The organism is Allobosea sp., from assembly GCF_017308075.1.
Classification (GTDB): domain Bacteria; phylum Pseudomonadota; class Alphaproteobacteria; order Rhizobiales; family Beijerinckiaceae; genus Allobosea.
Window position 1 is genome coordinate 78687 of the sequence record NZ_JAFKFX010000023.1, and the last position, 15475, is coordinate 94161.

Consider the following 15475-nt stretch of genomic DNA (forward strand, 5'->3'; position numbering starts at 1 on the left):
GGCCGTTCGGCGGCAGCTGGGTGTCTGATCGTCATATCGGGCTTGCGTTCGGGTGATCTTGCGCAGGGCCGGGCGGTTTGCGCAGGATTTGCCATCCAATCCGGGGATACTTTCATGCCAGACATCTCGACCCTGCTGGCTTTCGCTTTGGTGGCGCTGGGCATGGTGCTGACGCCCGGCCCGAACATGATCTACCTGATCTCGCGCTCGATCGCGCAGGGGCCGATGGCGGGCATGGTCTCGCTCGGCGGCATCGCGCTCGGCTTCCTGTTTTATGTCTTCTGCGCCGCCTTCGGCATCACTGCGCTCGTCTTCGCGGTGCCCTATGCCTATGACGCGCTGCGGCTGCTGGGGGCTGCCTATCTGCTCTGGCTCGCCTGGCAGGCCGTCCGCCCGGGCGGACGCTCGCCCTTCCAGGTGCGCGAGCTGCCGCATGACGGGCCGCGCAAGCTCTTCATGATGGGTTTGCTGACCAGCTTGCTCAATCCGAAGATCGCGATGCTCTATCTCGCTTTGCTGCCGCAATTCATCGATCCGGCCGCGGGCAGTGTGCTCGGCCAGTCGATTCTGCTCGGGCTGATCCAGATCGTGGTCAGCGTCAGCGTCAACACGCTGATCACCTTCGCGGCCGGCGGCATCGCTGTCTTCCTGCGCACGCGGCCGCTTTGGTCGCTGGCCCAGCGCTGGCTGATGGGCACGGTGCTGGCGGGCTTTGCCCTGCGGATGGCTTATGAAGCGAGGCGCTGAGGCGAGGTCAGCCGCAGCGCCTCGTTTTCGATCGGCGGACCGTTTTCGCGAGCCTCCGTCAGAGAGCGGCCGATCTCGGCGAGCATGCGTCCGAGCGCCTGGAAATCGCCCTTGCGTGCCGAGGTCCTGCGCCAGGCCAGGCCGATCGAGCGGCTCGGGCCGGGCGGCGCGAAGCGGTAGAGCCTGACCGGCATATCCGGCCGGAACTCGATCGGCAGCGCCATGGCCGGCAGAAGCGTCGTGCCAAAACCGTTCGCCACCATCTGCATGATCGTCGACAGGCTGGAGGCGCCATATTGTCGGCGCGAGCCCGGTCTTGCCGGCCCGCAGAAGCTCAGTGCCTGGTCGCGCAGGCAGTGGCCCTCCTCGAGCAGAAGCAGATTCTCGCCGGCCAGCGCCGCTTCCGGCGTCAGCGCCAGGCCATCGCCGCCGGGGAGGGCGGGCAGCGCCAGCAGAAAGGCATCGTCGAACAGATGCAGGGTCTCCAGGCCGGGCCGCTCGATCGGCAGCGAGAGCAGGGCAACGTCGAGCCGCCCGTCGACGAGGTCGTCGAGCAGGGTCGCGGTCTGGGTCTCGCGCAGGCCGATATCGAGCGCGGGATAGCTCTCCTGCAGGCGCGGCAGCGTCGCCGGCAGCAGATAAGGCGCGATCGACGGGATGACGCCGAGTTCGAGGCGCCCGGTCAGCAGCTTCGGCCGGTGCCGGGCATGGTCGATCAGGTCGGTCGCTTCGATCAGGATGCGGTTGGCCCGCTCGGCGATGTCGTGGCCGGCCTCGGTGAGGGCGATGGCGTTGCGGCGACGCTCGATCAGCTGCGTGCCGAGGAAGCGCTCGAGCTCCTGGATCTGCAGGGAAAGCGCCGGCTGGCTGACATGGCATTCGGCAGCGGCCCGGCCGAAATGGCGGTGGCGCGCCACCGCGGCGAAATAGCGGAGCTGTTTCAAGGTGAACATGACGATAGGATAAACCTATCGTGGCTTGCCGCAAACGGTATTGGACATCATCGTCGCAATGTCCTGTTAGTTCCTCCAATTCCAGCGTGCCCGCCCTTCCGGCCGGCCTGCTGGTTCTTGATGGCTGCAGGTGGAGGACAAGATGTCGAAGAACCCGATCATGCGCACGAGCGCCGGCGCGCCGATCCCGGACAACCAGAACTCGATCACGGCCGGTGAGCGCGGCCCGGTCCTGATGCAGGATTACCAGCTGATCGAGAAGCTCGCCCACCAGAACCGCGAGCGTATCCCCGAGCGCGCCGTCCACGCCAAGGGCTGGGGCGCCTACGGCACCCTCACCATCACCGGCGATATTTCCAAGTACACCAAGGCCAAGGTCCTTCAGCCCGGCACCGTCACGCCGATGCTGGCACGCTTCTCCACGGTCGCCGGTGAGCTCGGTGCCGCCGATGCCGAGCGCGATGTGCGCGGCTTCGCGCTGAAGTTCTACACCCAGGACGGCAACTGGGATCTGGTCGGCAACAACACGCCGGTCTTCTTCGTGCGCGACCCCGTGAAGTTCCCCGACTTCATCCACACCCAGAAGCGCCATCCGAAGACCAATATGCGCTCGCCGACCGCCATGTGGGATTTCTGGTCGCTCTCGCCGGAGAGCCTGCATCAGGTCACCATCCTGATGTCCGATCGCGGCCTGCCGACCGATGTGCGCCATATCAACGGCTATGGCTCGCATACCTATTCGTTCTGGAACGACAGCGGCGAGCGCTACTGGGTCAAGTTCCACTTCAAGACCATGCAGGGCCACAAGCACTGGACCAATGCGGAGGCGGAGACCGTCGTCGGCAAGACCCGCGAGTCGACGCAGGAGGACCTGTTCAACGCCCTCGAGCGTGGTGAGCATCCGCGCTGGAAGGTGCAGGTCCAGATCATGCCCGAGCTCGATGCCGAGAAGACCTCCTACAACCCGTTCGACCTGACCAAGGTCTGGCCGCATGCCGAGTACCCGGTGATCGACATCGGCGTCATGGAGCTCAACCGCAATCCGGAGAACTATTTCGCGGAGATCGAGAACGCCGCCTTCTCGCCCTCGAACATCGTGCCGGGCATCGGCTTCTCGCCCGACAAGATGCTGCAGGCCCGCGTCTTCTCCTATGCCGACGCGCATCGCCACCGGCTCGGGACGCATTACGAGAACATCCCGGTCAACCAGCCGAAAATCCCGGTGCACCACTATCATCGCGATGGCCAGATGAACACTTACGGTGGCATCAAGACCGGCAATCCCGACGCCTATTACGAGCCGAACTCCTTCGGCGGCCCGGTCGAGGAGCCGTCGGCCAAGGAGCCGCCGCTGCGCATCGACGGCAGTGCCGATCGCTACAACCACCGCATCGGCAATGACGACTATGTCCAGCCGCGCGCGCTGTTCAACCTGTTCGACCAGGGCCAGAAGGACCGGCTCTTCGCCAACATCGCCGCGGCGATGGGCGGCATTCCGCAGGCGATCGAGGAGCGCCAGCTGGCGCATTTCGACAAGATCCATCCGGACTACGGCAATGGCGTGCGCCGCGCGCTCGCCAAGGCCGATGGGCGCGAGCGCCCGGCGATCTCGGTGACCCCCGACACGCCGCAGCGCGCCGCCGAGTAAGGCCGGCCGGCTTCGAGGCGCCGCTAAGGCGCCTCGTCACATCCAGGGCCCGCCGGCTGTCCGGCGGGCCTTTTGTTTTTTCGCTTTCCGGCGCGGCGGGCTTCACAGGCTGGGCGCGATCGGAAAATCCGGGTCCGCATGGTCGGCGGCCGAGGCCTCGCGGCGCTCGATATCCGTGACCCTGGCGCCGCGCGGTCCCTTCCGCGCCTCGGCGACGAGCGCCTCCAGCGTATCCGGCGCTCCGGCCAGCAAGGCCTCCACCGTGCCGTCGCTGCGGTTGCGCACCCAGCCGGCCACCCCGGCGAGGAGCGCCCGCTCGCGCAGCCATTGCCGGTAGCCGACCCCCTGGACCACGCCCGAAACGATGATGCGAAGCGCCGTCATCCCTGCATCCTTCGCTGTGGAATGCCGCTCTTGGCGCATGATCGGGAGCGAAGACGGCCATGGGAAGGCGAAGCGGGCCGGGCGTCCTGCCGGAAAGGCGGGGGCTGTCCGGCGCGAATGCCGGTTCCCTGCGCTTGCGCCGATGCACTAGCTTCGGCTTCCCACGCATCCGGAACCACAGAGAGCCCCCGACCATGACCGACATGACGCCCGAGGAAACCAAGGTCGCTGCCTGGCTCGGCGAGCGCAAGCAGGCGATGATCGACCTGCTGCGCGAGATGGTCGACACCGATTCCGGCTCTTATGACAAGGCGGGCGTCGACCGGGCCGGCCAGGTTCTGGCCCGCTTCCACGAGAAGAACGGGCTTGCCGTCGAGGTCCTGCCCGATGCTCGCTATGGCGACGCGGTCAAGGCGCGCCTGGCCAATCCCGGCGCCAACGACCAGCGCCCGGTGCTGCTGCTCGGCCATCGCGACACCGTCTTCCCCGAGGGTGAGCCGACGCGCCGGCCCTTCACCATCCGTGACGGCCGCGCCTATGGACCGGGTGTCGCCGACATGAAGGCGGGGCTGGTCATCGAGGCCTTCGTCGCTGCCGCCTTTTCGGCCTGCGGTGGTCTGAAGGCGCCGCTGATGATGCTGACCACCAGCGACGAGGAGATCGCCTCGCCATCCTCGCGCCCGGTGATCGAGGCGGCGGCGCGCGAGTCGCGCTGCGTCTTCAATGCCGAGCCGAGCCGCCTGCCGGCTGGCACCGAGTTCGTCCGTGACCGCCGGCAGTCGGTCACCTCCGGCCGCAAGGGCGGCGTCTTCATGCGCGCCGATTTCCAGGGCAGGGCCGCCCATTCCGGCGCGAATTACGAGAAGGGCGTCTCGGCCATCGTCGATCTCGGCCACAAGATCCCGAAGATCCAGGGGCTGACCGATCTCGAAGCCGGCGTCACCGTCAATGTCGGGCTGATCGGCGGCGGCCAGACCGTCAACACCGTCGCCCCGCACGCCTGGTGCGAGATCGACCTGCGCTACCGCACCAAGGCGCAGCGCGACGCGCTGGTCGACGCGATCCGCGCCATCGTCGAGACGCCGGTGGTCGAGGGCTCCTCGGCGCAGCTCATCATCAAGGGCGAGTTCCTGCCGCTGGAGACGACGGCTGAGTCGGCCGAGCTCTACGAGGCCTATCGCGATGCGGCCGCCGGTTTCGGCATCGCCGTCACCGCCGAATACACCGGCGGCTGCGCCGATTCCGGCTTCACCGCCGCCCAGGGCTGCCCGACCCTGTGCAGCGTCGGCCCGGTCGGCGGCATGGCCCATACGCCGGACGAGTTCTTGGAAGTCGAGAGCATCGTTCCGGCGGCGCAGACGCTGGCGCTCGCGGTGATGCGGACTGCGGCCAGGATGGAGTGAGGCCCGCCGCCAGCGAGAAGTCCTTCCAGCTAGTCATGCTCGCTTTCGTGGCGAGTATCCACGTCTTGAACACCGCGCTTGCTGAAGGGAGACGTGGATGGTCGGGACAAGCCCGACCATGACGGCGGGGGGCCTGGAGTTTCCGGGGCTGCGCTTCGCTTCGGGCGAGAATGACGGCGTAGAAAAAGGGCGCCGCTTTCGCGGCACCCTCTGTTTTTCGCGATTGAGTAGAACTCAGTTCAGCGCAACCCCTGCCGGACGAGCTTCGCTCGCCGCGGGGAACTCGCCGAGCATCAGCCCGGCCGGCCCCACCGTCAGCGGCACGCTTTCGCCGTCGCGGACCGTGCCGGCGAGCAGCAGTTCTGCCAGCGGGTCCTGCACCGATTTCTGGATCACCCGCTTCAGCGGGCGCGCGCCATAGGCCGGGTCGTAGCCCTTGTCGGCCAGCCAGTCGCGCGCCTCGTCGGAGAGCTCGAGCGCGATCTTGCGATCGGTCAGGAGCTTGCCCAGGCGGCCCATCTGGATATCGACGATCGCGCCCATATCCGACCGCCGCAGGCGGTGGAACAGGATGATGTCGTCGATCCGGTTCAGGAACTCCGGGCGGAAGGCATGGCGCACCACGCCCATCACCTCGTCGCGGACGGCGTCGCTGTCCTCGCCCTCGGGCTGGTTCACCAAGTACTCCGAACCGAGATTCGAGGTCATGATGATCAGGACGTTGCGGAAGTCGACCGTGCGGCCCTGGCCATCGGTCAGGCGTCCGTCGTCGAGCACCTGCAAGAGGACGTTGAACACGTCCGGATGCGCCTTCTCGACCTCGTCGAACAGCACGACCTGATAGGGCCGGCGCCTGACGGCCTCGGTCAGCGCGCCGCCTTCCTCATAGCCGACATAGCCCGGAGGGGCGCCGATCAGCCGGCTGACCGAGTGCTTCTCCATGTATTCCGACATGTCGATCCGGACCATCGCGGTCTCGTCGTCGAACAGGAAGGCGGCGAGTGCCTTGGTCAGCTCGGTCTTGCCGACGCCGGTGGGGCCCAGGAACATGAAAGAGCCGATCGGCCGGTTCGGGTCCTGCAGCCCGGCCCGGGCGCGCCTGACCGCCTTGGAGACGGCCTCGACCGCCTCCTCCTGGCCGACGACGCGCTGGGCGAGGCTTTCCTCCATGCGCAGCAGCTTGTCCTTCTCGCCTTCCAGCATCTTGTCGACGGGCACGCCGGTCCAGCGGCTGACCACCTGCGCGACGTGATCGGGCGTCACGGCCTCCTCGACCATGCCGGACTGATCGCCATTCGCCTCGATCTCGGCGAGCACCTTCTCGAGCTGCGGGATCTCGCCATAGGCGAGCTCGCCGGCGCGCTGGTACTCGCCCTTGCGCTGCGCCTGCGCCAGCTCGGTGCGGGCGTTGTCGAGCTTGGTCTTGATCTCGGCGGCCTGGCCGAGCTTGTCCTTCTCGGCTTTCCAGCGCGCGGTGATCGTTGCGGAGCGGGCCTCGAGCTCCGCGAGCTCGGCCTCGAGCCGCCGCAGCCGCTCCTGCGAGCCGGCATCGCTCTCCTTCTTCAGCGCCTCCTGCTCGATGCGCAGGCGGACGATCTCGCGATCGATCGAATCGAGCTCCTCGGGCTTGGAGTCGACCTGCATGCGCAGGCGCGCCGAAGCCTCGTCGACGAGGTCGATCGCCTTGTCGGGCAGGAAGCGATCGGTGATGTAGCGGTTAGACAGCGTCGTCGCCGCGACCAGCGCCGAGTCGGTGATCCGGACGCGATGGTGCTGCTCGTACTTTTCCTTCAGCCCGCGCAGGATCGAGATCGTGTCCTCGACCGTCGGCTCGTCGATGAAGACGGGCTGGAAGCGCCGCGCCAGCGCCGCATCCTTCTCGACATATTTGCGGTACTCGTCGAGCGTGGTCGCGCCGATGCAATGCAGCTCGCCGCGCGCCAGCGCCGGCTTCAGCAGGTTGGAGGCGTCCATCGCGCCGTCGGTCTTGCCGGCGCCGACGAGCGTGTGCATCTCGTCGATGAACAGGATGACGCCGCCCGCCGCGGCCGAGACCTCGGAGAGCACGGCCTTCAGCCGCTCCTCGAACTCGCCGCGATATTTCGCGCCGGCGATCAGCGCGCCCATGTCGAGGGCGAGCAGCTCTTTGTCCTTCAGGCTCTCGGGCACGTCGCCATTGACGATGCGTAGCGCCAGGCCCTCGGCGATCGCGGTCTTGCCGACGCCGGGCTCGCCGATCAGCACCGGATTGTTCTTGGTCCGGCGCGACAGCACCTGGATCGTGCGGCGGATCTCCTCGTCGCGGCCGATGACCGGGTCGAGCTTGCCCTCGCGCGCTGCGGCCGTCAGGTCGCGCGCATACTTCTTCAGCGCGTCATAGCTCTGTTCGGCCGAAGCGGAATCGGCGGTGCGGCCCTTGCGGATTGCTTCGATCGCGGCATTCAGGCCCTGCGGCGTGACGCCAGCCTTGGCCAGCACCTTGCCGGCCTCGGTCTCCTTCTCGATCGCCAGCGCGAGCAGCAGCCGCTCGACCGTGACGAACGAGTCGCCGGCCTTGTCGGCGGCCGTCTCGGCCGTGCCGAAGACGCGCGCCAGGGCCGGCGTCAGCTGCGGCGCGCCGGCGCCGGAGCCGCTGACCTTGGGCAGCTTGGCCAGCGCCGCGTCGACCATCTGCTTGGCCAGGCGCGACTGGCCGCCGCTGCGGTCGATCAGGCCCGCGGCCATGCCTTCGCCGTCGTCGAGCAGCGCCTTCAGCACATGCTCGGGCGTGAACTGGGGATGACCCTCGCGCATCGCGATGGTCTGCGCGGCCTGTAGGAAACCCTTCGCCCGATCCGTGTATTTCTCAATGTTCATCAATAAACCTCCGCCCGCCGGTCGCGCCCCGTGGCGGCGGAGCCGGCTGCCTTTCGTCAGGATGGAGCCCCCTGTCGGGCGACCCCTCGTCCAGACAGATAGGTGTTGCATCGGGGCAACGTAAGGGGGGCGTGTCCGCTTTGGGATTGACGATCGACGCCGCGCCCGCCCAGCCTTGGGCCATGGTTGGAACCCGGCGGCAACAGGCGATTCGCAAGGCGCTCCGGGCGCTGGCGCCGGGTATCCCCCTGAGCGATGCCGAGGCGGTACTGGCGCTCGCCGGCCGCAATCAGATGAAGGCCCTGCCGCCGTCGACGGCGCTCTGGCTGGCGCTCGGCAGCCATGTCCGCCACAGCCACACCGATTACGACCGGTTGCTGGCCGAAGGCTATGAGCGCGATGCGGCCCGCTTCTTCGTCATCGACCAGACCGACGACGTGCTCTCGGGCTGGGGCTGCCAGCGCTCCGTCGCCGATGGCGACGAGGATGGCGGCGAGGGCAACGCGTCCTGACCGGTCCGATCCGGGGATTTCATCGATCCCTGCCGGTCGCGTGCTGGATCGCTGGCCCCCGGCTATGCCAAGGTCCGGCCTCGCCGCACCACCGAGGACAAGATCATGCGCGTCGCATCGCTCTACCGCTATCCAGTCAAGGGGCTCTCGCCGGAGCCATTGACGAGCGCGGCGCTCTCACCCGGCGGCTACTTCCCGGGCGACCGGCTCTTCGCGATCGAGAACGGGCCCTCGGGTTTCGATCCGGCCGAGCCGGTGCACCAGCCCAAGATCAAATATCTGATGCTGATGCGCAACGAGTCGCTGGCGCGGCTCAGGACACGCCATGACGATGCCGGCGGCGAACTCACGATCTCGCAGGAGGGCCGTGAGGTGCTGCGGATCTCGCCGCATAGCCCGGAGGGGCATGACCGGCTCTCGGCCTTCTTCGAGGGCTTCATGCCGGAGGAGCTGCGTGGCCGACCGCGTCTGCTCGCGGCGCCGGAGGGCTATCGCTTCACCGATTCGCGCTCGGGCTTCGTCTCGATCATCAATCTGGCGAGTGTTGCCGATCTCGCGGCGCGGATGGGCGCGGAGATCGACCCGTTGCGCTTTCGCGGCAATGTCATGGTCGAGGATCTGCCGGCCTGGGCCGAGAACGACCTGGTCGGACGCGAACTGGAGGGGCCGGGGGGCTTGCGCCTCTCAGTGATCAAGCGGATCGAGCGCTGCGCCGCCACCAATGTCGATCCGACGACCGGCGCCCGTGACCTGCAGATCCCGAAGGCGCTGCTGCAGGGCTATGGCCATGTCGATTGCGGGATCTACTGCCGCGTGCTCGCAGGTGGCGTGATCGCGAAGGGCGCACGGCTCGAAATCGCCGCAGTGGCGCAGGTCGCGCCGGCCGGCATTCCCTGACATGAAAAAGGGCCCTTCCGGGCCCTTTTTCTCAGCTTTCTGCGCAGACCGCCGCGGCGGCCCGGCTCATTCGGCGGCGCCGTCGCTCTCGGAGCCGAGCGCATCCATCACTTCCCGCGGCGAGCGGCGCCGGCGCGTGCGCTTGGGCTTCTCCTGCTCTGCGGCCTCGACCGTTTCGGCGGAAACCGGCTCGGCGGCGGCCTCCGGGGGGGCGGTCTCGCCCTCGCTGGAGGTGATCGCGATCGGCAGGCGCGTCGGCGTCGTCAGGAAGGCCGGCAGGGCGGTCGCGACCTCCTGCTCCTCCGTCACGGCCGCGACTTCGGTCCGGCGCTGGCGCTCGCCACGCGGCTGACGCTCGGGGCGGGGCGGGCGCTCGGCCTGGATCGGTTCCGCGACATAGTCGGGCTGCTCGGCACCGGGCTGCGCTTCCGGTCGCGGTGCATGGGCGGCCGGCTGGCCGTCCTGGCGCTCGAAGCGGCGTTCGCCGCGCTCACCGCGCTCCTGGCGGTCATTGCGGTCGAAGCGGCGGCCGTTGCGCTCCGGGTTGCGGTCGAAATTGCGCTCGCCACGGTTCGGCCGGTCGAAACGCTGGCCCTCGCCTTGCTCGCCCTCCTGGCGCGGCGCGGCATGGCCGTTGACGCCGCCATTGCCGTTATAGCTCTGGCGCTCGGCCGGCTGGCCACCGGGCTGGAAGCCGGCGTTCTCGTCCTCGCTCTCTTCCTCGGCCTCGTCCGGATCCTCGTTGAAGGCGCGGTTGGGCGGGAAGCTGTGGCCGAATTGCTGCGCCATCTGCTCCTGGGCGGCGAGCAGGATGCGATAGTAGTGTTCGGCGTGCTGGAAATAGTTCTCTGCGGCAACCGGGTCGCCCGAAGACTGGGCATCCCTGGCTAGCTGAAGATACTTTTCCGCGACATGCTGGGCGGTGCCCCTGACCTTGACGTCGGGACCGTTGGATTCGTAGCTCCGCTGCAACGGATTTGGAGCTTTGCGGTTGCCGCCATTGTTGTTGTTATTGTTGTTACGGCCGCGCATGCGCCGGTTCTGACCTGGTCTCATTCGCGTCAATCTCGCGTTCTGTTCATTCGAGGCAACCGTGCAAGGGCGTCACATACGAAGTGACGCGCGGCGGGTTGCGACGCCGCGCTGAGGCAATCCGACCTGGAAGGGCTCTGCGCCGATATGGATCTTCACGCGCTCTTTCCAACGGAGCTTCTTTGGCTCCAGACCGAGCGGCGCTCTCGCACGCTCGAAGTCTCGATCTCGCTGTGTCAGTTAGCGTCGGTCCTGGCAGTAATCCAAAAGCCAGACCGTTTCGCTGGTCCTCGCTAAAGGCTATGTGCTGACGACACCGTCTTCAAGACAACCCGTGCATAACCGGTTTCTGCCGCCCTTCCAAGCAAATTCGCTCGGGTGACTGTGAAAGTTCACAGTTCCGCTGTGAAGACCAGCGCGCGGACATGGCCGCCGAGATCGCGATGCGACTGCAGATGCCGCAGTCCCGCAGCCTGCATCAGCGCGCAGACATCGTCTTCCTGCCCGGCCCCGATTTCCAGGATCGCCCGGCCCTCGGGAGCCAGGCGCGCCGGCAGCAGCCCGGCGAGGGCGCGATAGGCGTCGAGCCCGTCTGCCCCGCCATCCAGCGCCAGATGCGGATCATGGTCGCGCACGGCAGGTTCGAGCAGGGCGATCTCGCGGCTGGAAATATAGGGCGGATTCGACAGGATGAGGTCGAATTTTCCGCACAGCCCCGCATCCCAGCGCGCCAGGCGGAACTCCGCCCGATCGGCGACCCCGTTGCTGACGGCGTTGCGGACGGCGGTCGCCAGCGCGTCCTCGGACAGGTCGACGCCAGTGCCGCGGGCCAACGGAAACTCGCTCAGTGCTGCGATCAGCAGGCAGCCCGTGCCGGTGCCGAGATCGAGAAAGGCGAGCGCCTCCTGGCGACGCTCGCCAAGATGCTGCAGGGCCGCCTCGATCAGCGTCTCGCTATCGGGCCGAGGTTCGAGCGTGCCGGTCGACAGGCGAAAGCTCAGCCCCCAGAATTCGCGGGCGCCGAGCACGCGCCAGAGCGGCTCGCCGGCGAGCCGTCGTGTCAGCGCCGCCTGAAGCCGGGTGGCCGAATCAATATCCAGCCGATCGCCTGCGCCGGCGAGATCCTCGATGAGGATGCGCGCTTCGAAGCTCCAGTCGGCGACCCCTGCCTGGCGCAGCGCTCTTGCGAGCACCTTGCGCGTCTCGGACACGGCTGCGCCCGCCGTCACGGGGACAGCGGGCTCAAAACCGTCGGCGGGATGGCCGGTGCGCGGCAAATCGATCCTTGGCGTCGGCCTTCGGCCGGCTCAGTTGCCCTGCATCTGCTCCTGGACGCAGGCGTTCATCTTGGTGCGGAGCGCGGATTTGCTCTCCTTAGCGCCGCGGAACTGAAGCTGGCAATCCTGGCGTGCCTGCTTCTCGGTCTTGGCCTTCTGCAGATGCGCGGCATCGCCGCCGAACACCTTGCGTGCGGTCTGCGAACCGGTCTGGGCCTGGGCCAGGGCCGGCGTCAGGGCGATCGCTGCCGCAAGGACCATGCTGCTGAACAGGGTCTTCATCTCTATCCTCCCCTAGCGACGTTACCGATAGCCAAGTAACGCACGGTCCGGCGGAAGGTTTCACGCTGCCCCTTGCTCTGCGAGCAGCTCGGCCTGGCGGGCAGCGGTCAGGGCGTCGATGATCTCGTCGAGCACCAGCCCCTGCATCATCTCGTCGAGCCTGTAGAGCGTCAAATTGATGCGATGCTCGGTGACGCGGCCTTGCGGGAAATTGTAGGTCCGGATCCGCTCCGAGCGGTCGCCGGAGCCGATCTGCGAGCGCCGGTCGGCCGAGCGCTCCGCGTCGGCGCGGCTGCGCTCCATGTCGTAGAGCTTGGCGCGCATCAGTTCGAAGGCGCGCGCCTTGTTCTTGTGCTGCGAGCGCTCGTCCTGGACCACCACCACGATGCCGGACGGAAGATGCGTCAGGCGCACCGCCGATTCGGTCTTGTTGACGTGCTGGCCGCCGGCGCCGCCGGCGCGCATCGTGTCGATGCGCAGATCCTTTTCATCGAGCGACACGTCGACCTCGCTGGCGAGCGGCAGGGTCGCGACGGTGGCGGCCGAGGTATGGATGCGCCCGCTCGCCTCGGTGTCGGGCACGCGCTGCACGCGGTGGACGCCGGATTCGAATTTCAGCCTCGCATAGACACCTTTGCCGGAGATCTCCGCGATGACCTCCTTGAAGCCGCCGACCGTGCCTTCGCTCTCGGAGAGAATGTCGAGGCTCCAGCCCTTCTGGGCGGCATAGCGCTGATACATGCGCAGCAGGTCGCCGGCGAAGAGCGAGGCTTCGTCGCCGCCGGTTCCGGCCCGGATCTCGAGGATGACGCCGCGCTCGTCTGCGGCGTCCTTGGGGAGCAGCGCGATCAGGATCTCGCGGCTGCGTGTCTCGATCTCGGCGCGCGCAAGGTCGCGCTCCTCATAGGCGAGGTCGCGCATCTCGGCATCGGTCGCCGGATCGTCGATCATGGCGAGCGCCTCGTCGAGCCCGGCCTGCGCCTTGCGCCAGGCGGCGATGGCGGCGACCACCGGGTCGAGTTCGGCCAGTTCCTTGGCGAGCTCGACCACGCGGACCGGATCGCTCGCGTGGTTGATCGCGTCGCTGGCCGCGGCATGGCGGGCGACGATGCCGTCGAGGCGGTCTTGCGGGAGGAGGAGGGACATGGCGCTGATGCGATCTTGCTGGACATAGGGGCCGGCGCGGCCGGCAAGCACGGTTAGCGGGCGTCGCTAGACCGGTACCTTCATCTCGGCGGCGAGCGCCGAAAGCAGCGGGCGCAGGCTGGCGGCGCCGTCCGAGGCGGCGAGCCAGGCATCGAGACGTTGGCGCGCCTTGCCGGCATCGAGTGCCCGCAGCATCGCCTTGACCGGCCCGACCGAGGCCGCCGACATCGAGAACGAGCGGTAACCGAGCGCGATCAGCGCCAGTGCCTCGATCGGCTTGCCGCCCATCTCGCCGCAGACCGTGACCGGGCAGCCGGCCTTGTCGGCATGGTCGACGATCGCGCGCAGGGCCCGCAGCCCGGCGGCGCAGAGCGGATCGAAGCGTTCCGAGACGCGCCGGTTTTCGCGATCGGCCGCGAACAGGAACTGCATCAGGTCATTGGTACCGACCGAGAGGAAGTCCGCCTCGCGGGCGATCTCCGGCAATTCGAAGAGCAGAGAGGGCACCTCGACCATGACGCCGAGCTGGAGGCTGGACGGGGCCGGGCGGCCGTCGCGCTCCAATACGGCGAGCTCGCGGCGTACGATCAGCCGGGCCCGGAGGAACTCGTTCACGGTCGCGATCATGGGCAGCATGATCTTCATGTCATAGCCCGCACCGGCGCGCAGCAGCGCCCGGACCTGGGCGCGCAGCAGGCGTGGCTTGTCGAGCCCGATGCGGATCGCCCGCCAGCCCAGTGCCGGGTTCTCCTCCTCGACGCGCTCCATATAGGGCAGCACCTTGTCGCCGCCGATATCGAGGGTCCGGAAGGTTACGGGCCGGCCATTGGCCGCGGCCAGCACCGCGCCGTAGAGCGTCTGCTGCTCAGCGGTGGTCGGCATGTGCTGCGCCACCATGAATTGCAGCTCGGTACGGAACAGCCCGATGCCACCGGCATTGGTCTCGTCCAGATTGGGCAGGTCGACGAGCAGCCCGGCATTGATCTGCAGGCTGATGCCGACACCGTCCTTGGTCACCGCCGGCTGCGTCTTGAGCTTGCGGAACTGCTCCTGCTTGCGGGCGCGCAGGCGCGCCTTGTCCTTGTAGGCGTTCTCGACATCGGGCTGTGGCCGGATCTGCACCTCGCCGGCCTGGCCGTCGACAATGACCGCGTCGCCCGCCTCGATCAGCGCCGTCGCATTGGCGATCTCGCCCACGGCCGGAATGCCGAGCGCGCGCGCCACGATCGCGATATGGCTGGTCGGACCGCCCTCCTCGAGCACGAGGCCGCGCAGATGGGCCCGGTCATAGTCGAGAAGGGCCGCCGGCCCCATCGAACGGGCGATGAGAATGGCGTTTTCCGGCAATTGTTCGCGGGCGACGCCGTTCGGCTTGCCGACCAGCGTGCGCAGCAGCCGGTTGGCGAGGTCGTCGAGATCGTGCAGGCGCTCGCGCAGATAGGGGTCGGTCTGGCGCTGCATCTTGGCGCGCGTATCCGATTGCACGCGCTCGACCGCCGCCTCGGCGGTGAGGCCGGTCATCACCGCCTCGCGCATGCGCCGCAGCCAGCCCTGATCATGCGCGAACATGCGGAAGGTCTCGAGAACGTCTCGATGCTCGCCGGTATGGGCGACATCGCCGCGCTCGATCAGTTCGTCGATCGCCACGCGCATCTGCGCGATCGCTGCCTCCAGCCGCGAGACCTCGAAGGCAGGATCCTCGGCGATCAGGTCGGTGATCGCGACGCGAGGCTCGTGCAGCACGGCGTAGCCGAGGCCGACGCCGTCGGCCAGCGTCGTGCCGACGCCGTGGATCGGGCGCTCGAGGCCGATCGCGGCGCCGGGCCGGGACAGGGCCTTCAGGCCGCCGGCCGCGATCATCTCGGCCATGATCATAGCCGTGGTCTGCAGCGATTCGGTCTCGTCCTCGCTGTAGATGCGCGAGGCGCGGTTCTGGATGACGAGCACGCCCATCACCGCGCCGCCGCGCAGGATCGGCACGCCCAGGAAGGAACGGTAGATCTCTTCGCCGGTTTCGGGGCGGTAGGAGAAGGCCGGGTGCGATTGCGCGTCCGAAAGCGCGATCGGCTCGGCCTCGCTGGCGATCAGGCCGACCAGGCCCTCGCCGGCGCGCATCGTGGTGTGGTGGACCGCCTCGCGGTTGAGGCCTTCGGTGGCATAGAGCTCGAGCGAGCCGTCTTCACGCAGGACATAGACCGAGCAGACCTCGGCCACGAGATTGCCGGCGATCAGGACGACGAGCCGGTCCAGCCGCTCTTGCGGACTGACCGGCGCTGCCATCACCTCGCGGAGACGGCGTAGCAGAACGCCCGATCCCCCGAGTGCGCCTCGCATCAAA

13 protein-coding genes are annotated in these 15475 nt (G+C 67.9%); 5 read left to right on the forward strand and 8 right to left on the reverse strand.

Translation table 11 applies throughout. From position 1 onward, the window contains the following. The first annotated feature begins 114 nt into the window (after nucleotides 1–114). Nucleotides 115–747, forward strand: a complete 633-nt coding sequence (locus J0J10_RS01345) for a LysE family translocator (RefSeq protein ID WP_291635266.1) — start codon at nucleotides 115–117, stop codon at nucleotides 745–747. Here J0J10_RS01345 and J0J10_RS01350 read toward each other — a convergent pair. After that, nucleotides 729–1700 carry a hydrogen peroxide-inducible genes activator gene (locus tag J0J10_RS01350; RefSeq protein ID WP_291635267.1) on the reverse strand — a complete coding sequence of 324 codons (972 nt, stop codon included), beginning with the start codon at nucleotides 1698–1700 and terminating at the stop codon, nucleotides 729–731. The two genes, J0J10_RS01345 and J0J10_RS01350, sit on opposite strands and share 19 nt — an antisense overlap. Before the next feature lie 142 nt (nucleotides 1701–1842). Between J0J10_RS01350 and J0J10_RS01355 the strand changes: the two genes are divergently transcribed. After that, on the forward strand, nucleotides 1843–3348 hold the full coding sequence (locus J0J10_RS01355; RefSeq protein ID WP_291644652.1) for a catalase: 1506 nt from the start codon (nucleotides 1843–1845) through the stop codon (nucleotides 3346–3348). A gap of 102 nt (nucleotides 3349–3450) precedes the next feature. Here the strand turns inward: J0J10_RS01355 and J0J10_RS01360 are convergent, their stop codons facing one another. Next, nucleotides 3451–3732, reverse strand: coding sequence for an acylphosphatase (locus J0J10_RS01360; protein ID WP_291644653.1), 282 nt, complete (start codon nucleotides 3730–3732; stop codon nucleotides 3451–3453). 203 nt (nucleotides 3733–3935) lie between these two features. On the opposite strand from J0J10_RS01360, the gene J0J10_RS01365 reads away from it, so the two are divergent. After that, on the forward strand, nucleotides 3936–5135 hold the full coding sequence (locus J0J10_RS01365) for a M20 family metallopeptidase (RefSeq protein WP_291645254.1): 1200 nt from the start codon (nucleotides 3936–3938) through the stop codon (nucleotides 5133–5135). Between the two features lie 234 nt (nucleotides 5136–5369). Here J0J10_RS01365 and clpB read toward each other — a convergent pair whose 3' ends face one another. Then, the gene (clpB, locus tag J0J10_RS01370) at nucleotides 5370–7991 is read right to left on the reverse strand and encodes an ATP-dependent chaperone ClpB (RefSeq protein WP_291644654.1); all 2622 of its coding nucleotides are present in this window, start codon (nucleotides 7989–7991) and stop codon (nucleotides 5370–5372) included. 131 nt (nucleotides 7992–8122) lie between these two features. Between clpB and J0J10_RS01375 the strand changes: the two genes are divergently transcribed. Together J0J10_RS01375 and J0J10_RS01380 are read left to right on the forward strand one after the other, a co-directional pair. Then, nucleotides 8123–8503: a DUF2293 domain-containing protein gene (locus J0J10_RS01375; protein WP_465247140.1), complete on the forward strand. Its 381-nt coding sequence runs from the start codon at nucleotides 8123–8125 to the stop codon at nucleotides 8501–8503. A gap of 105 nt (nucleotides 8504–8608) precedes the next feature. Then, nucleotides 8609–9400 (forward strand): MOSC domain-containing protein, encoded by a 792-nt coding sequence (locus J0J10_RS01380; RefSeq protein ID WP_291644656.1) that lies wholly within the window; start codon nucleotides 8609–8611, stop codon nucleotides 9398–9400. 66 nt (nucleotides 9401–9466) lie between these two features. On the opposite strand, the gene J0J10_RS01385 is transcribed toward J0J10_RS01380, so the two are convergent. The 5 genes from J0J10_RS01385 to ptsP all read right to left on the reverse strand — a co-directional run bounded on the left by J0J10_RS01385 (nucleotide 9467) and on the right by ptsP (nucleotide 15471). Continuing rightward, nucleotides 9467–10432: a DUF4167 domain-containing protein gene (locus tag J0J10_RS01385; protein ID WP_291644657.1), complete on the reverse strand. Its 966-nt coding sequence runs from the start codon at nucleotides 10430–10432 to the stop codon at nucleotides 9467–9469. A 392-nt stretch (nucleotides 10433–10824) separates the two neighbouring features. Beyond that, nucleotides 10825–11643, reverse strand: a complete 819-nt coding sequence (gene prmC, locus J0J10_RS01390) for a peptide chain release factor N(5)-glutamine methyltransferase (RefSeq protein WP_291644658.1) — start codon at nucleotides 11641–11643, stop codon at nucleotides 10825–10827. A gap of 96 nt (nucleotides 11644–11739) precedes the next feature. Beyond that, the gene (locus J0J10_RS01395; protein ID WP_291635284.1) at nucleotides 11740–11991 is read right to left on the reverse strand and encodes a hypothetical protein; all 252 of its coding nucleotides are present in this window, start codon (nucleotides 11989–11991) and stop codon (nucleotides 11740–11742) included. A gap of 60 nt (nucleotides 11992–12051) precedes the next feature. Beyond that, the gene (prfA, locus tag J0J10_RS01400) at nucleotides 12052–13137 is read right to left on the reverse strand and encodes a peptide chain release factor 1 (RefSeq protein WP_291635286.1); all 1086 of its coding nucleotides are present in this window, start codon (nucleotides 13135–13137) and stop codon (nucleotides 12052–12054) included. Nucleotides 13138–13203: 66 nt separating this feature from the next. Continuing rightward, a complete protein-coding gene (ptsP, locus tag J0J10_RS01405) occupies nucleotides 13204–15471 on the reverse strand; it encodes a phosphoenolpyruvate--protein phosphotransferase (protein WP_291635288.1) in 2268 nt (755 codons plus the stop codon). Nucleotides 15472–15475: the final 4 nt, after the last annotated feature.

Bases quoted from the DNA above. Each gene is read 5' to 3' on its own strand.
- J0J10_RS01355 (WP_291644652.1), top strand. From the start codon at position 1,843: ATGTCGAAGAACCCGATCATGCGCACGAGCGCCGGCGCGCCGATCCCG.
- J0J10_RS01365 (WP_291645254.1), top strand. From the start codon at position 3,936: ATGACGCCCGAGGAAACCAAGGTCGCTGCCTGGCTCGGCGAGCGCAAG.
- prfA (WP_291635286.1), bottom strand. From the start codon at position 13,137: ATGTCCCTCCTCCTCCCGCAAGACCGCCTCGACGGCATCGTCGCCCGC.
- J0J10_RS01350 (WP_291635267.1), bottom strand. From the start codon at position 1,700: ATGTTCACCTTGAAACAGCTCCGCTATTTCGCCGCGGTGGCGCGCCAC.
- J0J10_RS01360 (WP_291644653.1), bottom strand. From the start codon at position 3,732: ATGACGGCGCTTCGCATCATCGTTTCGGGCGTGGTCCAGGGGGTCGGC.
- J0J10_RS01345 (WP_291635266.1), top strand. From the start codon at position 115: ATGCCAGACATCTCGACCCTGCTGGCTTTCGCTTTGGTGGCGCTGGGC.
- J0J10_RS01380 (WP_291644656.1), top strand. From the start codon at position 8,609: ATGCGCGTCGCATCGCTCTACCGCTATCCAGTCAAGGGGCTCTCGCCG.
- J0J10_RS01385 (WP_291644657.1), bottom strand. From the start codon at position 10,432: ATGCGCGGCCGTAACAACAATAACAACAACAATGGCGGCAACCGCAAA.
- J0J10_RS01395 (WP_291635284.1), bottom strand. From the start codon at position 11,991: ATGAAGACCCTGTTCAGCAGCATGGTCCTTGCGGCAGCGATCGCCCTG.
- ptsP (WP_291635288.1), bottom strand. From the start codon at position 15,471: ATGCGAGGCGCACTCGGGGGATCGGGCGTTCTGCTACGCCGTCTCCGC.
- clpB (WP_291644654.1), bottom strand. From the start codon at position 7,991: ATGAACATTGAGAAATACACGGATCGGGCGAAGGGTTTCCTACAGGCC.